Here is a 14632-nt window from a genome sequence, read left to right as displayed (position 1 = left end):
CGAGGGTTCAGTATTCGCCGGTGATCAGATTCTCCGGCGGCTGGCCCGCGAGGTAGCGGGCGATCTCGGCGGTGGCGATGGTCCAGCCGCGCTCCAGATTTCCGGAACTGCTGCCGCCGACGTGCGGGGTCAGCAGCAGGCCCGGGGCGTCCCAGAGCGGGTGGCCGGCGGGCAAGGGTTCGGGGTCGGTGACGTCGAGAATCGCACGCAGGCGGCCCGATTGCAGCTCGGCGAGCAGGTCGTCGGTGCGGACCACGGGGCCGCGGGCGGCATTGACCAGGATGGCGCGGTCGGGCATGCGGGCCAGGAAGGCGGCGTCGACCATGCCGATGGTGTCGGTGGTGACGGGCACCATGAGGACCACGGCGTCGAAATGCGGTAGCAGGGAAGGCAGTTCGGCGATGCCGTGCACGCCCGGCCGGGCTCGCGTACCGACCAGTTCGACAGTGGTGTCGAAAGGCAGCAGCATGCGTTGCAGTTCGGTGCCCAGATCGCCCGCGCCGATGATCAGAATGCGCTTGCCGTGCAAGGTATCGGTGCGGTGCTGGGTCCAGCGGTGCTCACGCTGCGCGACGGCGAATTCGGTGAATTCCCGGTAGACCGTGAGCAATCCGGTGATCGCCCACTCCGCGGTGCTGGCCCCGTGCGCGCCGCGGCCGGTGGAGATCATGACGTCGCCGGGCAGCCGGCCCACCCAGGTCTCGGCGCCCGCGGTGAGCAGTTGCACCAGCCGCAGTTTCGGCAGGGCGCGTGCCAGTTCCAGATTCTCGGGGCGGCTGGCCAGGAACGCGGGCACGAACACCTCCGCCGCGTCCGCTCCCGCGGGCAGCGGCTCCCCGAGGGTGTAGCGCAGCACCCGCGCCCCGGGCAGCCGGGAGATCGCGGCGTAGCCATGCTCGTCGGGAACCAGCACCGTCACTGTCATGGCAGCGACGCTAGCCGACCGGGCGCGGCCCGGTCGGCTGTGGTCGGCCCCGGTCGGCGCCGGGGGCCGGTCAATAGCGCGGATGGGCGAGCCAGCGGGCGGGGGCGCCCAGCAGCCAGCGGATCAGGGCGACGGCCAGGGCGATGATTCCGAGCGAGTTCAGAGCCGGGGTGGCGAGTAGCCAGCCGGCATCCAGTAACGCCAGGCCGAGCACGGCGAACATGCGGTGTCCTCTGCGGACGGGAGTCCGCGTTTTCCGGACGGTAGTCCTATTTGGTGGCGGATTGTTTTGTCGCGGACGGCGATGCGGCGGGTGCCTTCTTCGCCGGCGCGGGTACTGCGGACGCGCCCGGACGGCCCAAGAAGCGGTTGACCGACCAGTTCGGTTTCGAGAATGCGCGGTTCGGCGCCGTCTTGGCCAGTGGAACCACCGGCTGCCGGGGTGGCTCCACGCTACGCGCGGGCTTGGCCGCGGGCACGGGTTTCGCGAGTTCCTTTCGCGCGGCGGCCATTTCCCGCCGCGAGTGCCGCAGCTCGCGCCGCGCCACCACCCCGCGCCGCGAGGTGGTCCAGATGCCGGCCAGCAGCAGGATCAACCCCGCCGCACCGACCGCGCCGATCAGGATCCCGTAGGCGAACAGCAGCCCGGGGGAACCGTGATAGGTGTGGCCGAAGACGGTGAAGCCGGAGGGAAGTGCGTGCGTGTCACCGCTGTTGGCCGCGACCCCGGCCACGCCAACGGTCACAGCACCCAGTAGAGCGATGAGCCCGATGATTGTGAACATATCGGGGCAATGCCCGCTGGTTCCCAGGTCAAACCCCGAATCGGTGGGTTGTCCGGCGAGTCTCACGAATTGTCCGCCCGCCGGTGGCCGGGCCGGATGGCTCGCTCAGCGCGGTCCATAACGAACCGGCGGTTCCCGGCGTGCCGCCGCCGCAGGAAGGCAACTCGATAGCAAACTCGCGGGCATGTCCCGTTCGCCCGATTGTCGGCGCGGATAGCGGCCCACGTGGCCGCCTCGGTCCGCCGCGGCCCGTCGCCCATGCTGGCGACCGGGGGACCGCCGCCGGGCGGGGCGGGGTGGGCGGTGGAGATGAAGTGGGACGGGGTCCGCATCATCGCGGTCCGCGACGCCGACGGGTGCGGCCTGTTCAGCCGCAACGGCAATGACGTCAGCGCGGCCTATCCGGAGATCGTCACCGCGGTGAAAGACCTGTCCGGCAAGGGATCTCTGATCTTGGACGGGGAGATCGTGGCGCAGGATCGGGACGGGGTGCCGTCGTTCGGGCTGTTGCAGCGCCGGATGCACGTGGCCCGGCCGGGGGAAGCCCTCATCGCGGAGGTTCCGGTGCGGTTCTTCGTCTTCGACGTGCTGCGGGTGAACGGGCTCGACGTCATGGCCGAGACCTATCTCCAGCGGCGCACGCGGCTGGCGGAACTGGCGCTGCCCGAGCCGTTGTCGGCGCCGCCGCACTGGCTCGACGTGGATGCGGAGCAGTTGCTGGAGGTTGCGCGCGAGCATCGGATCGAAGGGATCGTGTCCAAGCGCACGGATTCGGTGTACCTGCCGGGCCGCAGGTCACCGGCCTGGATCAAGACGCCGCTGCGGCACAGCACCGAGGTGGTGGTGGCCGGGTGGACGCCCGGCGCGGGCGGCTTCGGGGCCACCTTCGGATCTCTGGTCATGGGCGCCCACGATGCAACGGGGCGACTGGTCTACATCGGGAATGTGGGCACCGGATTCACTCACGCCGCCCGCCGCGTCCTGCGCGGCGCGCTCGACGGGATCACCATCGCCGCAGCCCCTTTCGATCCGCCGCCGCCCGAAGCCGCGGCCGGCGGCTGGCACTGGGTCGACCCGATCCTGGTCGCCGACGTCGAATATCGCGAATACTCCGGTGAGCGACTGCGCATGCCGAGCTGGAAAGGACTGCGCACCGACAAAGCGCCCGCCCTGGTGGAGGTGCCTCCGGTGCAAGGCAATTGGCGTAATCCGTAGCGATCGACCACAATCGGAGGGATGGGCGGCGTTGGGGCACGAAAGCTGCGCGAGCTTTCGGCTGCCGATTCACTGAAGCGGCTGGCCGGCGCGCAATACGGGCGAATTGTGTACTCGCGCCGGGGACTTCCGATCATCCGGCCGGTCAACCACATCGTCGAAGAGGATGTGGTCGTGGTGCGGGCGCATCTGGGCGCCAGTCTGCTGCGCGGCGACGGACAGGTGGTGGCCTACGAGGCCGACTCCTTCGACGAGCACACCCGGCAGGGCTGGAGCGTCATCGTCACCGGGGTCGCGCGGGTCGTCATGGACCCCGAGCAGGTGCAGCGCTACGAGACGCTGCTCGACCCGTGGATCAATATGCCGATGGACCATGTCATCCGCATCGAGGCCGAGGTCGTCACCGGACTGGAGCTGATCGACGAGAGCGACTGGACCGAGCCACCGCGCCGCACACCCCGCTGACGTCGCCGCGGGCGCCCGACCGGCTCCGCGCCCGTTCCCGGGCTGTTGCGCGCCACGCACGCCGGTGACTGCGGCGACACGAACCTCTCCGGTAGCGTGACACGCCGTTGGACCGAGCACGGCAATCCGCCGGCAAGCTCGGCGCGGCCGGTGTCCCGGGTGCACGACCAGGGGGTTCGGGCCGCGCGCACGTGGAAGGAACCGCATTTGACAGCCTCGGAAAGGCAGCTACCGGACGCCGGTGCTCTCCCCGCGGACGAAGGCTATGCGCGCGGCCTGTCGCCGCGCACCATCCAGATGATCGCCATCGGCGGCGCGATCGGCACCGGCCTGTTCTACGGCGCGGGCGGCGCGATCCAGAAGGCCGGCCCGGCGCTGATCCTCTGCTACCTGGCCGCCGGACTGGCCATCTTCGTGATCATGCGGGCGCTGGGCGAACTGCTCACCTACCGTCCGGTCGCGGGCAGCTTCGCCGAGTACGCCCACGAATTCCTGGGCCGCTTCGCGGGATTCGCCACCGGCTGGACCTACTGGGCGGTCTGGGTGGCCACCTGCATGGCCGAGATCACCGTGGCCGGCAAGTATGTCCAGTATTGGTGGGCCATCCCGCAATGGGTGACCGCGCTGGTGGTGCTGGGCATCATGTTCATCGCCAACCTGGTGTCGGTGCGGCTGTTCGGCGAGGGCGAATTCTGGTTCTCCACCATCAAGGTGACCGCCATCGTGGCCATGATCGTGATCGGCGTCGGCGTGCTGATCTTCCACTTCGGCCACGCCACCAACCCGACCGTCACCAACCTGTGGAACGACGGCGGGGTGTTCCCCAACGGTTTCGGGCAGGCGCTGCTGGCGTTGCAGATCGTGGTGTTCGCCTATGTCGGTGTGGAATTGGTGGGCGTGACCGCCGGTGAGGCGCGCGACCCCAAGCGCACCCTGCGTAAGGCGATCAACTCCCTGCCGCTGCGCATCGGCCTGTTCTACGTCGGCGCGCTCGTGGTCATCATGTCGGTGTCGAGCTGGCGGACCTTCCACGCGGGCCGCAGCCCGTTCGTCGAGGTCTTCGAGCAGATCGGCATTCCGGGCGCGGCCGGCATCATCAACTTCGTGCTGCTCACCGCCGCGCTGTCGTCGTGCAACTCCGGCATCTACTCGACCGGCCGCATGCTGCGCAGCCTGTCGCAGCGCCGGGAGGCCCCGCCCGCGCTGGCGACGCTGAGCCCCCGCTCGGTGCCCGCGGCCGGCATCGCGGTCTCGGCGGCGGTCATGGTGATCGGCGTCGCCGTGAACTACTTCTCGCCGGACAAGGCGTTCGGCTACATCACCTCGGTGTCCACCATGGGCATCATCTTCGTGTGGGGCATCATCCTGGTCTGCCACCTGATCTACCGGATCCGGGTCAAGCAGGGTGTGCTGCCCGGTAGCGACTACCGCCTGCCGGGCGCGCCGATCACGACCGCGCTCGCACTGGCCTTCCTGGCGCTGGTCGTGGTGCTGCTGTTCTTCACCGAGGACGGCCGCAGCGCCCTGGTCGTCGGCGCGGTGTGGGCGGCGCTGGTGTGCGCCGGGTATCCGCTGCTGTCCCGCGAACATTCGGAAAGCGCTGCACAACAGTAAGTCCCGCAATACCCGACGAATGCCGCCGTGCTGTCCGCAAGGACACCGGCGGCATTCGCTGTGTGAGGTAACGAAATACGCGTATGCGACGCGCTCGGCGGGCGTAGCTTGCTTGGTGCAGGGCTAGTTCTAGGGGCGAACATGAACGATCCGCGACGCTACGTGGTCATCGGTGGGGGACTGGCAGGACTGGCGGCGGCGGTGTGGCTCGCCGAAGCCGGCAAACAAGTCACGTTGCTGGAACGGCGCGGCCGGTTGGGCGGGCGCACGCATTCGCTCGAGGTCGCGCCGCTGCGCGACGTCCCCGACAACGGTCAGCACGTGATCGCCAGCGGCTACGAGCACCTGTTCCGGTACCTGACCAGCGTCGGTACCCGGCAGTACGTGAGCTTTCCGCAGCAGGGCGTGCTGCGCTGGCCCGGCGGCCGCACCGCCGTCATGGGCACCACCGGTCTCCCCGCTCTGCGCACCCTGCTCGGCGCGCATCCCGACGCGAGCGCCGCCGATCGGATGCGCGCGGCCGCCGCGACCATGCGCATGGGCTGGCAGTGCCTGCGGCAGCCGCGCGACCTGGCCGACCTCACCACCGACCAATGGTTCCGGCGCCTCGGCATGCCCGACACCGCGCGCGAGGCGCTGTGGGACTGGCTGGCACTGGGCATCGCCGCCGAACCGGTCCGGCAGGAGTCGGCGAAGGTCTTCGCCGACGTGCTGGCCACCGGAATCCGATTGGGCGTCAAGCGGATGCGGCCGGTCTCCATCGGCTACCCGACCACCGACCTCGACACGCTGTTCGTGTCCGGCGCGCAGCGGGTCTTCGACCGGCACGGGGTGCAGGTGCGGCATCGGGCGGTGGCCCGGCGCATCCGGATCGCCGACGGCGCGGTGACCGGGGTCGAACTGGCCGGCGGCGAGGTGGAACCCGCCGACGCGGTGGTTTGCGCGGTCCCCAACTCCTACATCGGCGGACTGCTCGACGAGCTACCCGAGCACGATCAGATCTATTCGGCCGCGGACAAACTCGGCTACACCCCGATCGTCAGCACCAACCTGTATCTGGACCGGCCGCTGGGCACCAAGGCCGCCATGGAAGCCCTGATCGGCGGCACCGGCGTCATCGACGAGGTGTTCGACCGGCAGCGCATGCACGGGCGCGGCACCCTCAACGGCTGGCTGTACTGCCTGACCACCAGTGGTGCGTACGCCCAGATCCACAAGCCGCACCAGGCGGTGGTCGACGAGCAGATGGCGCTGCTGCGCAGCTACTACCCGGAGGCTGCGGAGGCGAAAGTGCTGCACGCGCAGGTGGTTCCGATGCCGCGGGCCACGTTCTCGCAGGTGGTCGGGACCGACGGGTTGCGGCCGGGGCAGCGCACCTCGGTGCCCACGCTGGTGCTGGCGGGGGATTGGACCCGGACCGACTGGTCGGCCACGATGGAGAGCGCGGCCCAGAGCGCGGCCAAGGCCGTCGACCTGCTGCTCGCGCTCCCGGCCGCCGGATCCGATCACTCGCGTTCGACTCGCGCCGCCGGCTCCCGGAAGTAGTTCAGGATCAGCCGCGTGATGTCGGCCAGGAAACGCTCGCGCGGGATGGGCGGGCCGTCGAGCAGGTAGCGGATGGTCAGATGCTCGACCGTGCGCACCAGCATCCAGGCCGCCGCATCGGCATCCACATCGGCGGGAATCGGATGCGGGCGCAGGGACAGCGCCACCCGGGCCAACTCCCCGATCTGCTGCTCGAAGGCCACCACCGGGCCGTCCGCGGACAGCCGCGGCGTCTGTTCGACCACCGCGCGCAGCAGCTCGCGGTCATTGCCGAGCGCGTCCATCAGATACGAGATCGTCTCCGGCACCGACACTTCCGGCGGTTTGCCGATATTCGACAACACCCGGGCACGCACCCGGGCGGCGACGTCAGCGGTGTAGCGCTCGATGACCGCGGCCACGATCGCGTCCTTGTTCGGGAAGTACTGATACAGCGAGCCGGGACTGATATCGGCCGCCGCGGCAATGCGATTGGTGGACGCGCCGTCGTAGCCGTGGGTGATCAGCACCCGCTGGCCCGCGTCGACGATGCGGGCCACCATGGCGCGCGAACGATCCTGCTGCGGGGTGCGGCGCGTCGGCGTCGCGGGGGATTTCGGGGTGCGGCGTTTCGATGTCATGGCGATTCGGGGGAGATCGAGAATGCGAATTGAAAGCGAGTGAAAAGTCGTGTCAGCGTTGGAACATGGTGTCACACAGCGCGGTGTCGGACCAGGGACGCGACCCGCACTTTCAGCCGCGGCCGCTCGGGCCGGACTCGTTGACCTGGAAAACCTTCGGGTCGCTCTATTTTCTGCCCAGCGCATTGTTCGTCGGGATGGTGCAGAACATGCATCCGGGGCTCGGGGCGGGCGTGGAATTCCACTCCGAGATCCACGACGAGTTCTATCGACGAATACTGCGGTCACTGTATCCGATCTACGGGGTGGTGTTCGACGGTGACCGGGCGCCACGGACGGCTCGCGAGATCGTCGGCTACCACCGCGACATCAAAGGCGTGGACGCCCGCGGCCGCCGGTATCACGCGCTCGATCCGGGCACCTTCTATTGGGCGCACGCGGTGTTCTTCGTCCAGAATCTGCGCGCCGCCGACCTTTTCATGGGCGGGCTGAGCGACGCCGAACGCGAGCAACTCTGGCGCGAGCACTACCGCTGGTACGAGCTGTACGGCATGAGCATGCGGGTGGTGCCGACGAGCTGGCCCGCGTTCCAGCGCTACTGGCGCGACATGTGCCGCGACACTTTGGAGTTGACCAAGGCCGCCCGCGACGTCTTCCACCTCGTCGACACCGTGCCCGTGCCTCCGTTCCCACTGGTGCGGCAGCTGCCGAAGCCCTTGTGGGAGCACCTGATCCGCCCCGCCGGCGGTCACTTCTACCAGTTCGTCACCATCGGGCTGTGTGATCCCGAGATCCGCGCCATCATGGGCTTCCCCTGGACCGCCCGCGATCAGCGGCGCTTCGACCGCCTGTGCCGGACGCTGTCGGCGATGAACCGGGTGACACCCGACGGAATCAAATACTTCTTCCCCCGCATTCACGCCGCCCGCCGCCGTGTCGCCGGGAAGCGTCCCGCCTGGCTCGCACCGCCCGAAGCACCCGAAATGTTGTGGCCCGGTGCCGAACACCGCGGCGAGGGCAAGCACTACTGCCCGGTCCATGCCGACCGGGGTTCGGGCTCGATCACCAGATTCCGCCAGTTGACAGGGTTTTGACGCAATGACGCATCCTTACGACAACTACTACCGCGCAGGCATGCCGCTGCGCCCGCCCCCGCCGCGCGCCGTCGCCTCCGACCTGTGGTTCGAGCCGCGGAAGGCCATGCTGGGCGCCTGGATCGACGTGCGCCGTGAGCCCGTCGAGACCGCGCGCACCCGGCTCATGGCCGACCACCTGTGGCAGGGCGACGAACCGATGGACGCGCTGGTCGCCGCGTTCCGGCGGCTCGGATCGGCGGGCGGGCGGCGCATGCTGGACCAGGCCCTGACCCACGGCATCGACAGTCTCGACGATCCGCTGCCGGAACTGGTGAATCTGTTCGCGCTGCTGGACAATCCGCCGGACTGGTACGACCCGGACCTGTGGGAGTACGGTCGCCGGCTCTGGATCAATGTCTCGCTGGCCGGGAAGATGGCCATGGGTGTGCAGGACTTCATGGGCACTTTCGTAGGTGCGGAGGTCGCATCCGCGGTCGGACAGACCGGTCGCTTCGTGCGGGACCCGTACCGGCGCGGGCTGGAATCCTCGGTCTGGTTCCGCAGCGTCACCGCACCCGGCGCACTGGAACGCCGCAACCCGATCTTCCACGACACCGTCCGGGTCCGGCGGCCGCATGGTCCGCCGCGCCCGCCACATCGACCCGATGTGGGACCGCAACACCCGCGTCGCCCGCTATCTCGCGGCCCGGGCCGGAATCCGCGGCACCCCGTTCGACCACCACGACAGCACCGCCGACACCCCGCGCTGTCCCGTCTGACCCTCAGCCCTGGGTGCTGACGATGCCCAGGTACATGACCATCAGCGTGAACAGGAACCACCCGGCGCCCTGCCAGATCGGCCACGCCCGCTCGTGCCGCCACGCCAGGTACGCGAGCACCAGCGCGCCGATGCCCCCGGCGAGCAGAATCAGGCCCGGCACCAACCCGACCACCGCCCGGGAGGTGCCGTCGCACAGCATCGGGCCGTCCAGACAGCGCTGCCGCGCCGAAGCCCACACCACCACGACCACCCCGCTCACCACGGCGAGGCCGAGGACGCTCAGCACATAGCGGGTCGCCTGCCGCAGCATCGACGGATCGTTCCACCGCTTCTCGACGTCGTTCACCATCGCCGCACCTCCTCCCGACGGCAGTATTCGTTCCGGACCCGATACGACCATCGTCGTCCCGCACCCGGGGTCCTGCCAGCCCAGATCCGTCGAATCGAAACTCCTTCGAGCAGGTCAGCGGGCGTCGGCGGCCAGACCCAGGCCCAGCGCCACGAGGATCGCGGCGAGCGTGCGCTCCATCCGCCGGCGGATTCCGGTGCGCCGCAACCAGGTTCCGGCCCGATCGGCGGCCAGCACGACGCCGACGCACCACGAGGTATCGATGACCAGCTGGATCGCGGCCAGGATCAGCACCGTGGGCAGGACCGGGCCACTGCCGGGCAGGAATTGCGGGAGAATCGTCAGCCCGAAGACCGCCGCCTTCGGGTTGGCCGCGATGGACACCAGCGACGCCCGGAACGCGGCGGCCGGGGTGCGGCCGCCGGGCAGCGCCGCGGTGAGCGCCGCGCCGAACGCGTCGTCAGCGCGAGCGCCACGATCGCCCCGCGTGCTGCGCCAGGCCTGGATACCCAGCCAGATCAGCACGAGTGCCCCCAGCAGATGGATACCGACGTTCAGGACCCGGTTGGCCACCAGCAACGCGGACAACCCCGCCCCGCCCGCGACCGTCCACCCGAAGATGCCGATCTCATTGCCCACCACCGCGGCCAGCCCCGCGGCCCGCCCGTCGCGCACCGACCGCTGCAGGAACAGCGCGGTGGCCGGGCCGGGCAGCGCGGCCAGGATCAGCGAGGCGAGAGCGAAGGCGGGCAGCACCTGAATCCAGTGGGGCATGCCCCGATGCTCGCACACCACCCCACCTGCTCGGCCAGCGGATTTCGCCGGATCGCCCGACTTCGCACCCCTGACCGGCGCGTCGCCCCGCACACCCCGATGTCAGTGGTGGGCTGAGGCGGACGTGGCGGTCGGCTCGGTCAGATAGTCGTGTCCGCCCACGTACACGGTGTGGCCCAGCGGCGCGTCGAGGGTGGTGGCGTCGGCGACGGCCGTGGCGAATTCCTCGACGGTGGGCAGGTCGCCCTGGTCGCGGCGCTCGGTGACGGCGTCCGGGTCGCGGCGTTCGAGCAGCTTCACGATGATGGTGCCGTCGATCATGTCGCCGGAGACCACCGTGAATCCGATACCGCGGGCGGCGAATTCGCCGGTCATGGCGCGCAGGGCGTCCTCACCGGCCCGCTTGCTGGCGGCGATCTGCTCGTAGCCGGGCGGCGCGACGCGGGTGGGGGAGAAGTGCGCCTGGTGGCTGGTGACGAACACGATCCGGCCGCCCGCGGGCAGGTGCGGCAGCGCGAGCTCGCTCAGGCGGGTCTGGGCGTCGCGGTTGAGGAGCATGGCGTAGCCGGGTGCGGCGTCGCGTTCCAGGCCGCCGGAAGCATTGAGCACCAGCACATCCAGCCGGCCGAACTCGGCGACCACGGCGTCGACGAGCGTGCGCGCGCTGTCGGGGTCGGCGATGTCCGCGCCCGCCACCGACGCGCTGCCGCCCGCGGCCGCGATCTCGTCGGCCAGGGTCTCGGCGCGTTTGCGCTTCTCCCGGTAGTTGATGACCACGTGGTCGCCGCGGGCCGCCAGCACGCGTGCGGTTTCCGCGCCGATCCCGCGGGACGCTCCGGTGATCAGCACGATGCGCCGCCCGGTCCCTGTCGTCCGCCCGGTCTCTGTCGTCATTGCCATGCGTGTCCTCCATCCACTGCACTGCTTCTGATTCAGAAGCACTACATTGGTACTTCGAAATGAGAAGCGCAAGTCAGCCACCGCCCGCCAACAGCCGCGCCGACGCCTCGACCGCGCCGCTGCTGGCCGCCATGGACCTGCTCGGCCAACGCTGGATCCTGCGCGTGATCTGGGAATTGGAGCCGGGCGCCCTGGGCTTCCTGGAACTGCGCCGCCGCATGGGCAACTGCTCGTCGAGCATGCTCTCGGTGCGGCTGCAGCGCCTCGTCGAAGCCGGCGTCGCCATCAAGCGCGCCGACAAGTCCTACGAACTGACCACCGCCGGCGAGGAACTGGGGCGAGCCCTGGAAGCTGTCTGGACGTGGTCCGAACGCTGGGCCGACAACCTCGAGGGCGATCGGGAGTCCGAGGACGGCTAGGTCCGCTCGGTTCAGGCGCCGCCGGATCTGGTGATGCCACGGCGGATTTCACCGGCGGTGTGCTCCTCGCGCAGCGCGGCGTGGGAGCGGGAGGACCGCAATTGCCAGGGCACGCTGGTCACCATGACACCGGGCTCGAACAGCAGGCGCGCCTTCAGGCGTAGTGAACTCTGGTTGTGCAGCAGGTTTTCCCACCAGCGGCCGACAACGTATTCGGGGATGAAGACGCTCACCACATCCCGCGGCCGGGACTTGCGCTGCCGTTTGATCTCGTCGAGGACCGGACGGGTGATCTCGCGGTAGGGCGATTCGATGACCTTGAGCGGAATGCCCACGCCGAAGCTTTCCCAATCACGGGCCAGTGCACGGGTATCGGCGTCGTCCACGTTCACTGTGACCGCGGTCAGGGTGTCGGGCCGGGTGGCGCGTGCGAACTGCACCGCGCGCTGGGTCGCCTTGTGCCAGCCCGACACCAGCACCAGCGCGTGCACCCGGCCGGGCAGCATCTCCAGATCATCGGGGTCGATGGCCAATTCGCCGCGCACCGAGGTGTAGTGCCGGTGGATCAGCCACATCACCGCCACCAGGATCGGCATGGCTATGACCACCAGATACGCGCCGTGGGTGAACTTGGTGATCATCACGACCACCAGCACCACCCCGGTGAAGCACGCGCCGAAGGCATTGATGAAGCGCGCCCGGTGGATCCGCAGTCGATCGGCGGTGTTCTCGGTGATGCGCAGTTCCCGGTTCCAGTGCTTGACCATGCCCGTCTGGCACAGCGTGAACGAGGTGAACACGCCCATGATGTAGAGCTGGATGAGTCGTGTGGTGGATCCGTCGAAGGCGTAGATCAGCGCGCCCGCCACCACCGCCAGCAGGATGATGCCGTTGGAGAACGCCAGCCGGTCGCCGCGGGTGTGCAGCTGGCGCGGCATGTAGCGGCGTTGCGCCAGGATCGAATTCAGCAGCGGGAAGCCGTTGTAGGCGGTGTTGGCGGCCAGGATCAGGATCAGCGCCGTGGTGACCATCAGGTAGTAGAAGGCGAAACTGTGCCCGCCGAACACCGCCGCCGAGATCTGCGCGATGACGGTCTTCTGGGCGTCGGTGTGGCAGTCGCCCGCGAATCCGATGATGTCGCACGCGTTCTCGGTGACGCGGGTCTTGGTGATCATGGCCAGTGCTGTCACCCCGGAGAACATGGCGATGGCGATGACGCCCATGGCGGTCATGGTGCGTGCCGCGTTGAGCGCCTTGGGTTTGCGGAAGGCGGGCACGCCGTTGGAGATGGCCTCCGCGCCGGTGAGCGCGGTACAGCCGGAGGAGAACGCCCGCAGCAGCAGGAAGGCCACGCCGGCGGTGGACAAACCGACCTGTTCGGCTCGGATCTCGTAGTGCGCGCTCTCGGCCACCGGCGCGTGCCCCAGCAGCGTCTGACCCAGCCCGACCACGATGAGCGCGAAGATGCCGAGGATGAACCCGTAGGTGGGAATCGCGAAGGCCCGCCCCGATTCCCGCACCCCGCGCAGGTTCATGGCGGTCAGGAAGACGATGAACGCCAGGTTGATGGCCACCCGGTAGGCATTGAGGTCGGGCACCGCGGAGATGATGTTGTCCACGCCCGCCGACACCGACACCGCCACGGTCATGACGTAGTCGACCAGCAGCGCGGCCGCGACCACCAGGCCGGGCATCGCGCCGAGGTTCTCGGCGACCACCTCGTAGGACCCGCCGCCGGACGGATACGCCTGCACCACCTGCCGATACGACAAGGCCACCACCGCCAGCAGCACCACCACGCCCGCGGCCACCACGGGTGTCAGATGCAGGTAGGCCAGCCCGCCCAGCGTCAGGATGAGCAGGATCTCCTGCGTCGCATAGGCGACCGAAGACAAGGGGTCGCTGGCGAAGATGGGCAGTGCGAGCCGTTTCGGAAGCAGCGTTTCGCCGAGCCGATCGCTGCGAAACGGCCGTCCGAGCACGAGTCGTTTGGCAACGTCGATCGGTGAAACCACGCTGGTCAGCCTAGGTGTGGGAGCAGCGGGAAGCGCTGCGCCGGGCCGTAGGGATTTCGTAAAGAAACCGAACGGCCCGGCGTTCCTACCTGCGGATTCGAAGACTTGTGCGGTTGATCCAACAACCACCTAGACTGTCTGGGACGTAGAACAGGTTTTGTGGAGAGGTGACACGATGGGAGACCGGACGGTCGTCGCCGACGTTGCCGACGAATTGGCACGTCGCGTGGCATCCGGGGAGTACGTGCCCGGTGGTCTGATGCCGTCCGTCCGCCAGGTCGCCGAGGAATTCGACCTGAATCGTGCGACAGCGCAACTGATTCTGGGCCGGTTGGAGTCCTACGGTTTCGTGGATGCCCACCGCGGCAAGGGATTCGTGATCCGGGACGTGCGCGCCGAGGGCGGCGTGGACGTATACGGCCGCCTGTTCCGGCTGTCGATGCCGGAGCCGGAGATCGCCGCGGAGATGTTCGGCAATATCGTCGAGGAGGAGCGCGGGATCGCGCTCGAGGCGTTGCTCGCCTACACCGGCGGTGAGCGCCCGCTCGATCCGGCGGTCCTCAAGGTCGAGATCGACGAACTGGAAAGCCTTGCGCGCGGCGCGGACCCGGATGCGCATCGGATGCTGAGCATCGAGCTCGGGCTGCTGCGCCGGCTGCTCACCGCGCTCGGGCTCTCGGTGCAGCGGGCGGTGCTCAACTCGATCGGCGAACTGGTGCTCGACGTGCCCGAGGCGGTCGAGGCGTACTTCGCGGTGTCGCCGGATCTGCACGTGCTGGTGTGGCGGGCGCTGGTGGCGGTCTGGGAATCCGACGCCGGGCCGAGTCAGGCGCAGTTGGCGCTGTTCGAGGATCTGTTCGGCATGTACCACCGCAAGGTGGTGGCGCGCTTCGAGGAGTTGGTCGGCACGGCCGAGTCCGGCGCGGCCGGCGAGGTGGCGGCCACCGCGTAAGGCCGGGGCGACGGCCCGAACGGGCTGCATCGCGGCCGACTGATGCCGACGGGTCGGTCTCGTCTCAGACAACCCCTCTTGGCAGAAAACATAGCCCGATATTCGCGTTCCCGGGAGCGCACCGACCGGCGGATCGGGTGACCGGAGTCGGCTGCCGCGCAAGGGATATCGCGCTCTTGGTCGGCGATCGGAGCGGA

At 69.0% G+C, this 14632-nt stretch carries 16 protein-coding genes; 8 read left to right on the top strand and 8 right to left on the bottom strand.

The window, feature by feature from the left end; translation table 11 throughout:
• Positions 1-7: 7 nt before the first annotated feature.
• The 3 genes from ACYVKL_RS01250 to ACYVKL_RS01240 all read right to left on the bottom strand — a co-directional run bounded on the left by ACYVKL_RS01250 (position 8) and on the right by ACYVKL_RS01240 (position 1671).
• Positions 8-925 (bottom strand): 2-hydroxyacid dehydrogenase, encoded by a 918-nt coding sequence (locus tag ACYVKL_RS01250; RefSeq protein ID WP_379170294.1) that lies wholly within the window; start codon positions 923-925, stop codon positions 8-10.
• Between the two features lie 70 nt (positions 926-995).
• Positions 996-1148 carry a hypothetical protein gene (locus ACYVKL_RS01245; protein ID WP_213554950.1) on the bottom strand — a complete coding sequence of 51 codons (153 nt, stop codon included), beginning with the start codon at positions 1146-1148 and terminating at the stop codon, positions 996-998.
• Between the two features lie 46 nt (positions 1149-1194).
• The gene (locus ACYVKL_RS01240) at positions 1195-1671 is read right to left on the bottom strand and encodes a LapA family protein (RefSeq protein WP_379170292.1); all 477 of its coding nucleotides are present in this window, start codon (positions 1669-1671) and stop codon (positions 1195-1197) included.
• Between the two features lie 264 nt (positions 1672-1935).
• Here ACYVKL_RS01240 and ligD point away from each other — a divergent pair, with 264 nt between their 5' ends.
• The 4 genes from ligD (at position 1936) to hpnE (ending at position 6549) form a co-directional block, all read left to right on the top strand.
• Positions 1936-2925: a non-homologous end-joining DNA ligase gene (gene ligD, locus ACYVKL_RS01235; RefSeq protein ID WP_379170290.1), complete on the top strand. Its 990-nt coding sequence runs from the start codon at positions 1936-1938 to the stop codon at positions 2923-2925.
• Between the two features lie 21 nt (positions 2926-2946).
• Positions 2947-3390 (top strand): pyridoxamine 5'-phosphate oxidase family protein, encoded by a 444-nt coding sequence (locus ACYVKL_RS01230; RefSeq protein ID WP_379170288.1) that lies wholly within the window; start codon positions 2947-2949, stop codon positions 3388-3390.
• 207 nt (positions 3391-3597) lie between these two features.
• Complete coding sequence (locus tag ACYVKL_RS01225) at positions 3598-5004, top strand: amino acid permease (RefSeq protein WP_379170286.1); 1407 nt, start codon at positions 3598-3600, stop codon at positions 5002-5004.
• Between the two features lie 141 nt (positions 5005-5145).
• On the top strand, positions 5146-6549 hold the full coding sequence (hpnE, locus tag ACYVKL_RS01220; protein WP_379170284.1) for a hydroxysqualene dehydroxylase HpnE: 1404 nt from the start codon (positions 5146-5148) through the stop codon (positions 6547-6549).
• Here the strand turns inward: hpnE and ACYVKL_RS01215 are convergent.
• A complete protein-coding gene (locus ACYVKL_RS01215) occupies positions 6510-7169 on the bottom strand; it encodes a TetR/AcrR family transcriptional regulator (protein WP_379170282.1) in 660 nt (219 codons plus the stop codon). The genes hpnE and ACYVKL_RS01215 overlap by 40 nt on opposite strands.
• 65 nt (positions 7170-7234) lie before the next feature.
• Here ACYVKL_RS01215 and ACYVKL_RS01210 point away from each other — a divergent pair, with 65 nt between their 5' ends.
• Both ACYVKL_RS01210 and ACYVKL_RS01205 read left to right on the top strand, forming a co-directional pair.
• Positions 7235-8263 (top strand): oxygenase MpaB family protein, encoded by a 1029-nt coding sequence (locus ACYVKL_RS01210; protein ID WP_379170280.1) that lies wholly within the window; start codon positions 7235-7237, stop codon positions 8261-8263.
• 4 nt (positions 8264-8267) lie between these two features.
• On the top strand, positions 8268-9044 hold the full coding sequence (locus tag ACYVKL_RS01205) for a hypothetical protein (protein WP_379170278.1): 777 nt from the start codon (positions 8268-8270) through the stop codon (positions 9042-9044).
• On the opposite strand, the gene ACYVKL_RS01200 is transcribed toward ACYVKL_RS01205, so the two are convergent.
• The 3 genes from ACYVKL_RS01200 to ACYVKL_RS01190 all read right to left on the bottom strand — a co-directional run bounded on the left by ACYVKL_RS01200 (position 9028) and on the right by ACYVKL_RS01190 (position 11049).
• Positions 9028-9375 (bottom strand): hypothetical protein, encoded by a 348-nt coding sequence (locus tag ACYVKL_RS01200; RefSeq protein WP_357201055.1) that lies wholly within the window; start codon positions 9373-9375, stop codon positions 9028-9030. The genes ACYVKL_RS01205 and ACYVKL_RS01200 overlap by 17 nt on opposite strands.
• A 114-nt stretch (positions 9376-9489) precedes the next feature.
• Positions 9490-10149 (bottom strand): LysE family translocator, encoded by a 660-nt coding sequence (locus ACYVKL_RS01195; protein ID WP_379170276.1) that lies wholly within the window; start codon positions 10147-10149, stop codon positions 9490-9492.
• Between the two features lie 102 nt (positions 10150-10251).
• Complete coding sequence (locus ACYVKL_RS01190; RefSeq protein WP_379170274.1) at positions 10252-11049, bottom strand: SDR family oxidoreductase; 798 nt, start codon at positions 11047-11049, stop codon at positions 10252-10254.
• Positions 11050-11108: 59 nt separating this feature from the next.
• On the opposite strand from ACYVKL_RS01190, the gene ACYVKL_RS01185 reads away from it, so the two are divergent.
• Positions 11109-11468, top strand: coding sequence for a winged helix-turn-helix transcriptional regulator (locus ACYVKL_RS01185; protein ID WP_379170272.1), 360 nt, complete (start codon positions 11109-11111; stop codon positions 11466-11468).
• An 11-nt stretch (positions 11469-11479) separates the two neighbouring features.
• Here ACYVKL_RS01185 and ACYVKL_RS01180 read toward each other — a convergent pair whose 3' ends face one another.
• On the bottom strand, positions 11480-13483 hold the full coding sequence (locus tag ACYVKL_RS01180; RefSeq protein WP_379170270.1) for an APC family permease: 2004 nt from the start codon (positions 13481-13483) through the stop codon (positions 11480-11482).
• A gap of 175 nt (positions 13484-13658) precedes the next feature.
• Here ACYVKL_RS01180 and ACYVKL_RS01175 point away from each other — a divergent pair, with 175 nt between their 5' ends.
• Positions 13659-14435 carry a winged helix-turn-helix domain-containing protein gene (locus ACYVKL_RS01175; RefSeq protein ID WP_379170268.1) on the top strand — a complete coding sequence of 259 codons (777 nt, stop codon included), beginning with the start codon at positions 13659-13661 and terminating at the stop codon, positions 14433-14435.
• Positions 14436-14632: the final 197 nt, after the last annotated feature.

Source organism: Nocardia tengchongensis (assembly GCF_054781395.1).
The sequence above is the reverse complement of the archived record's forward strand: the minus strand, read 5'-3'. Positions and strand labels throughout refer to the sequence as shown.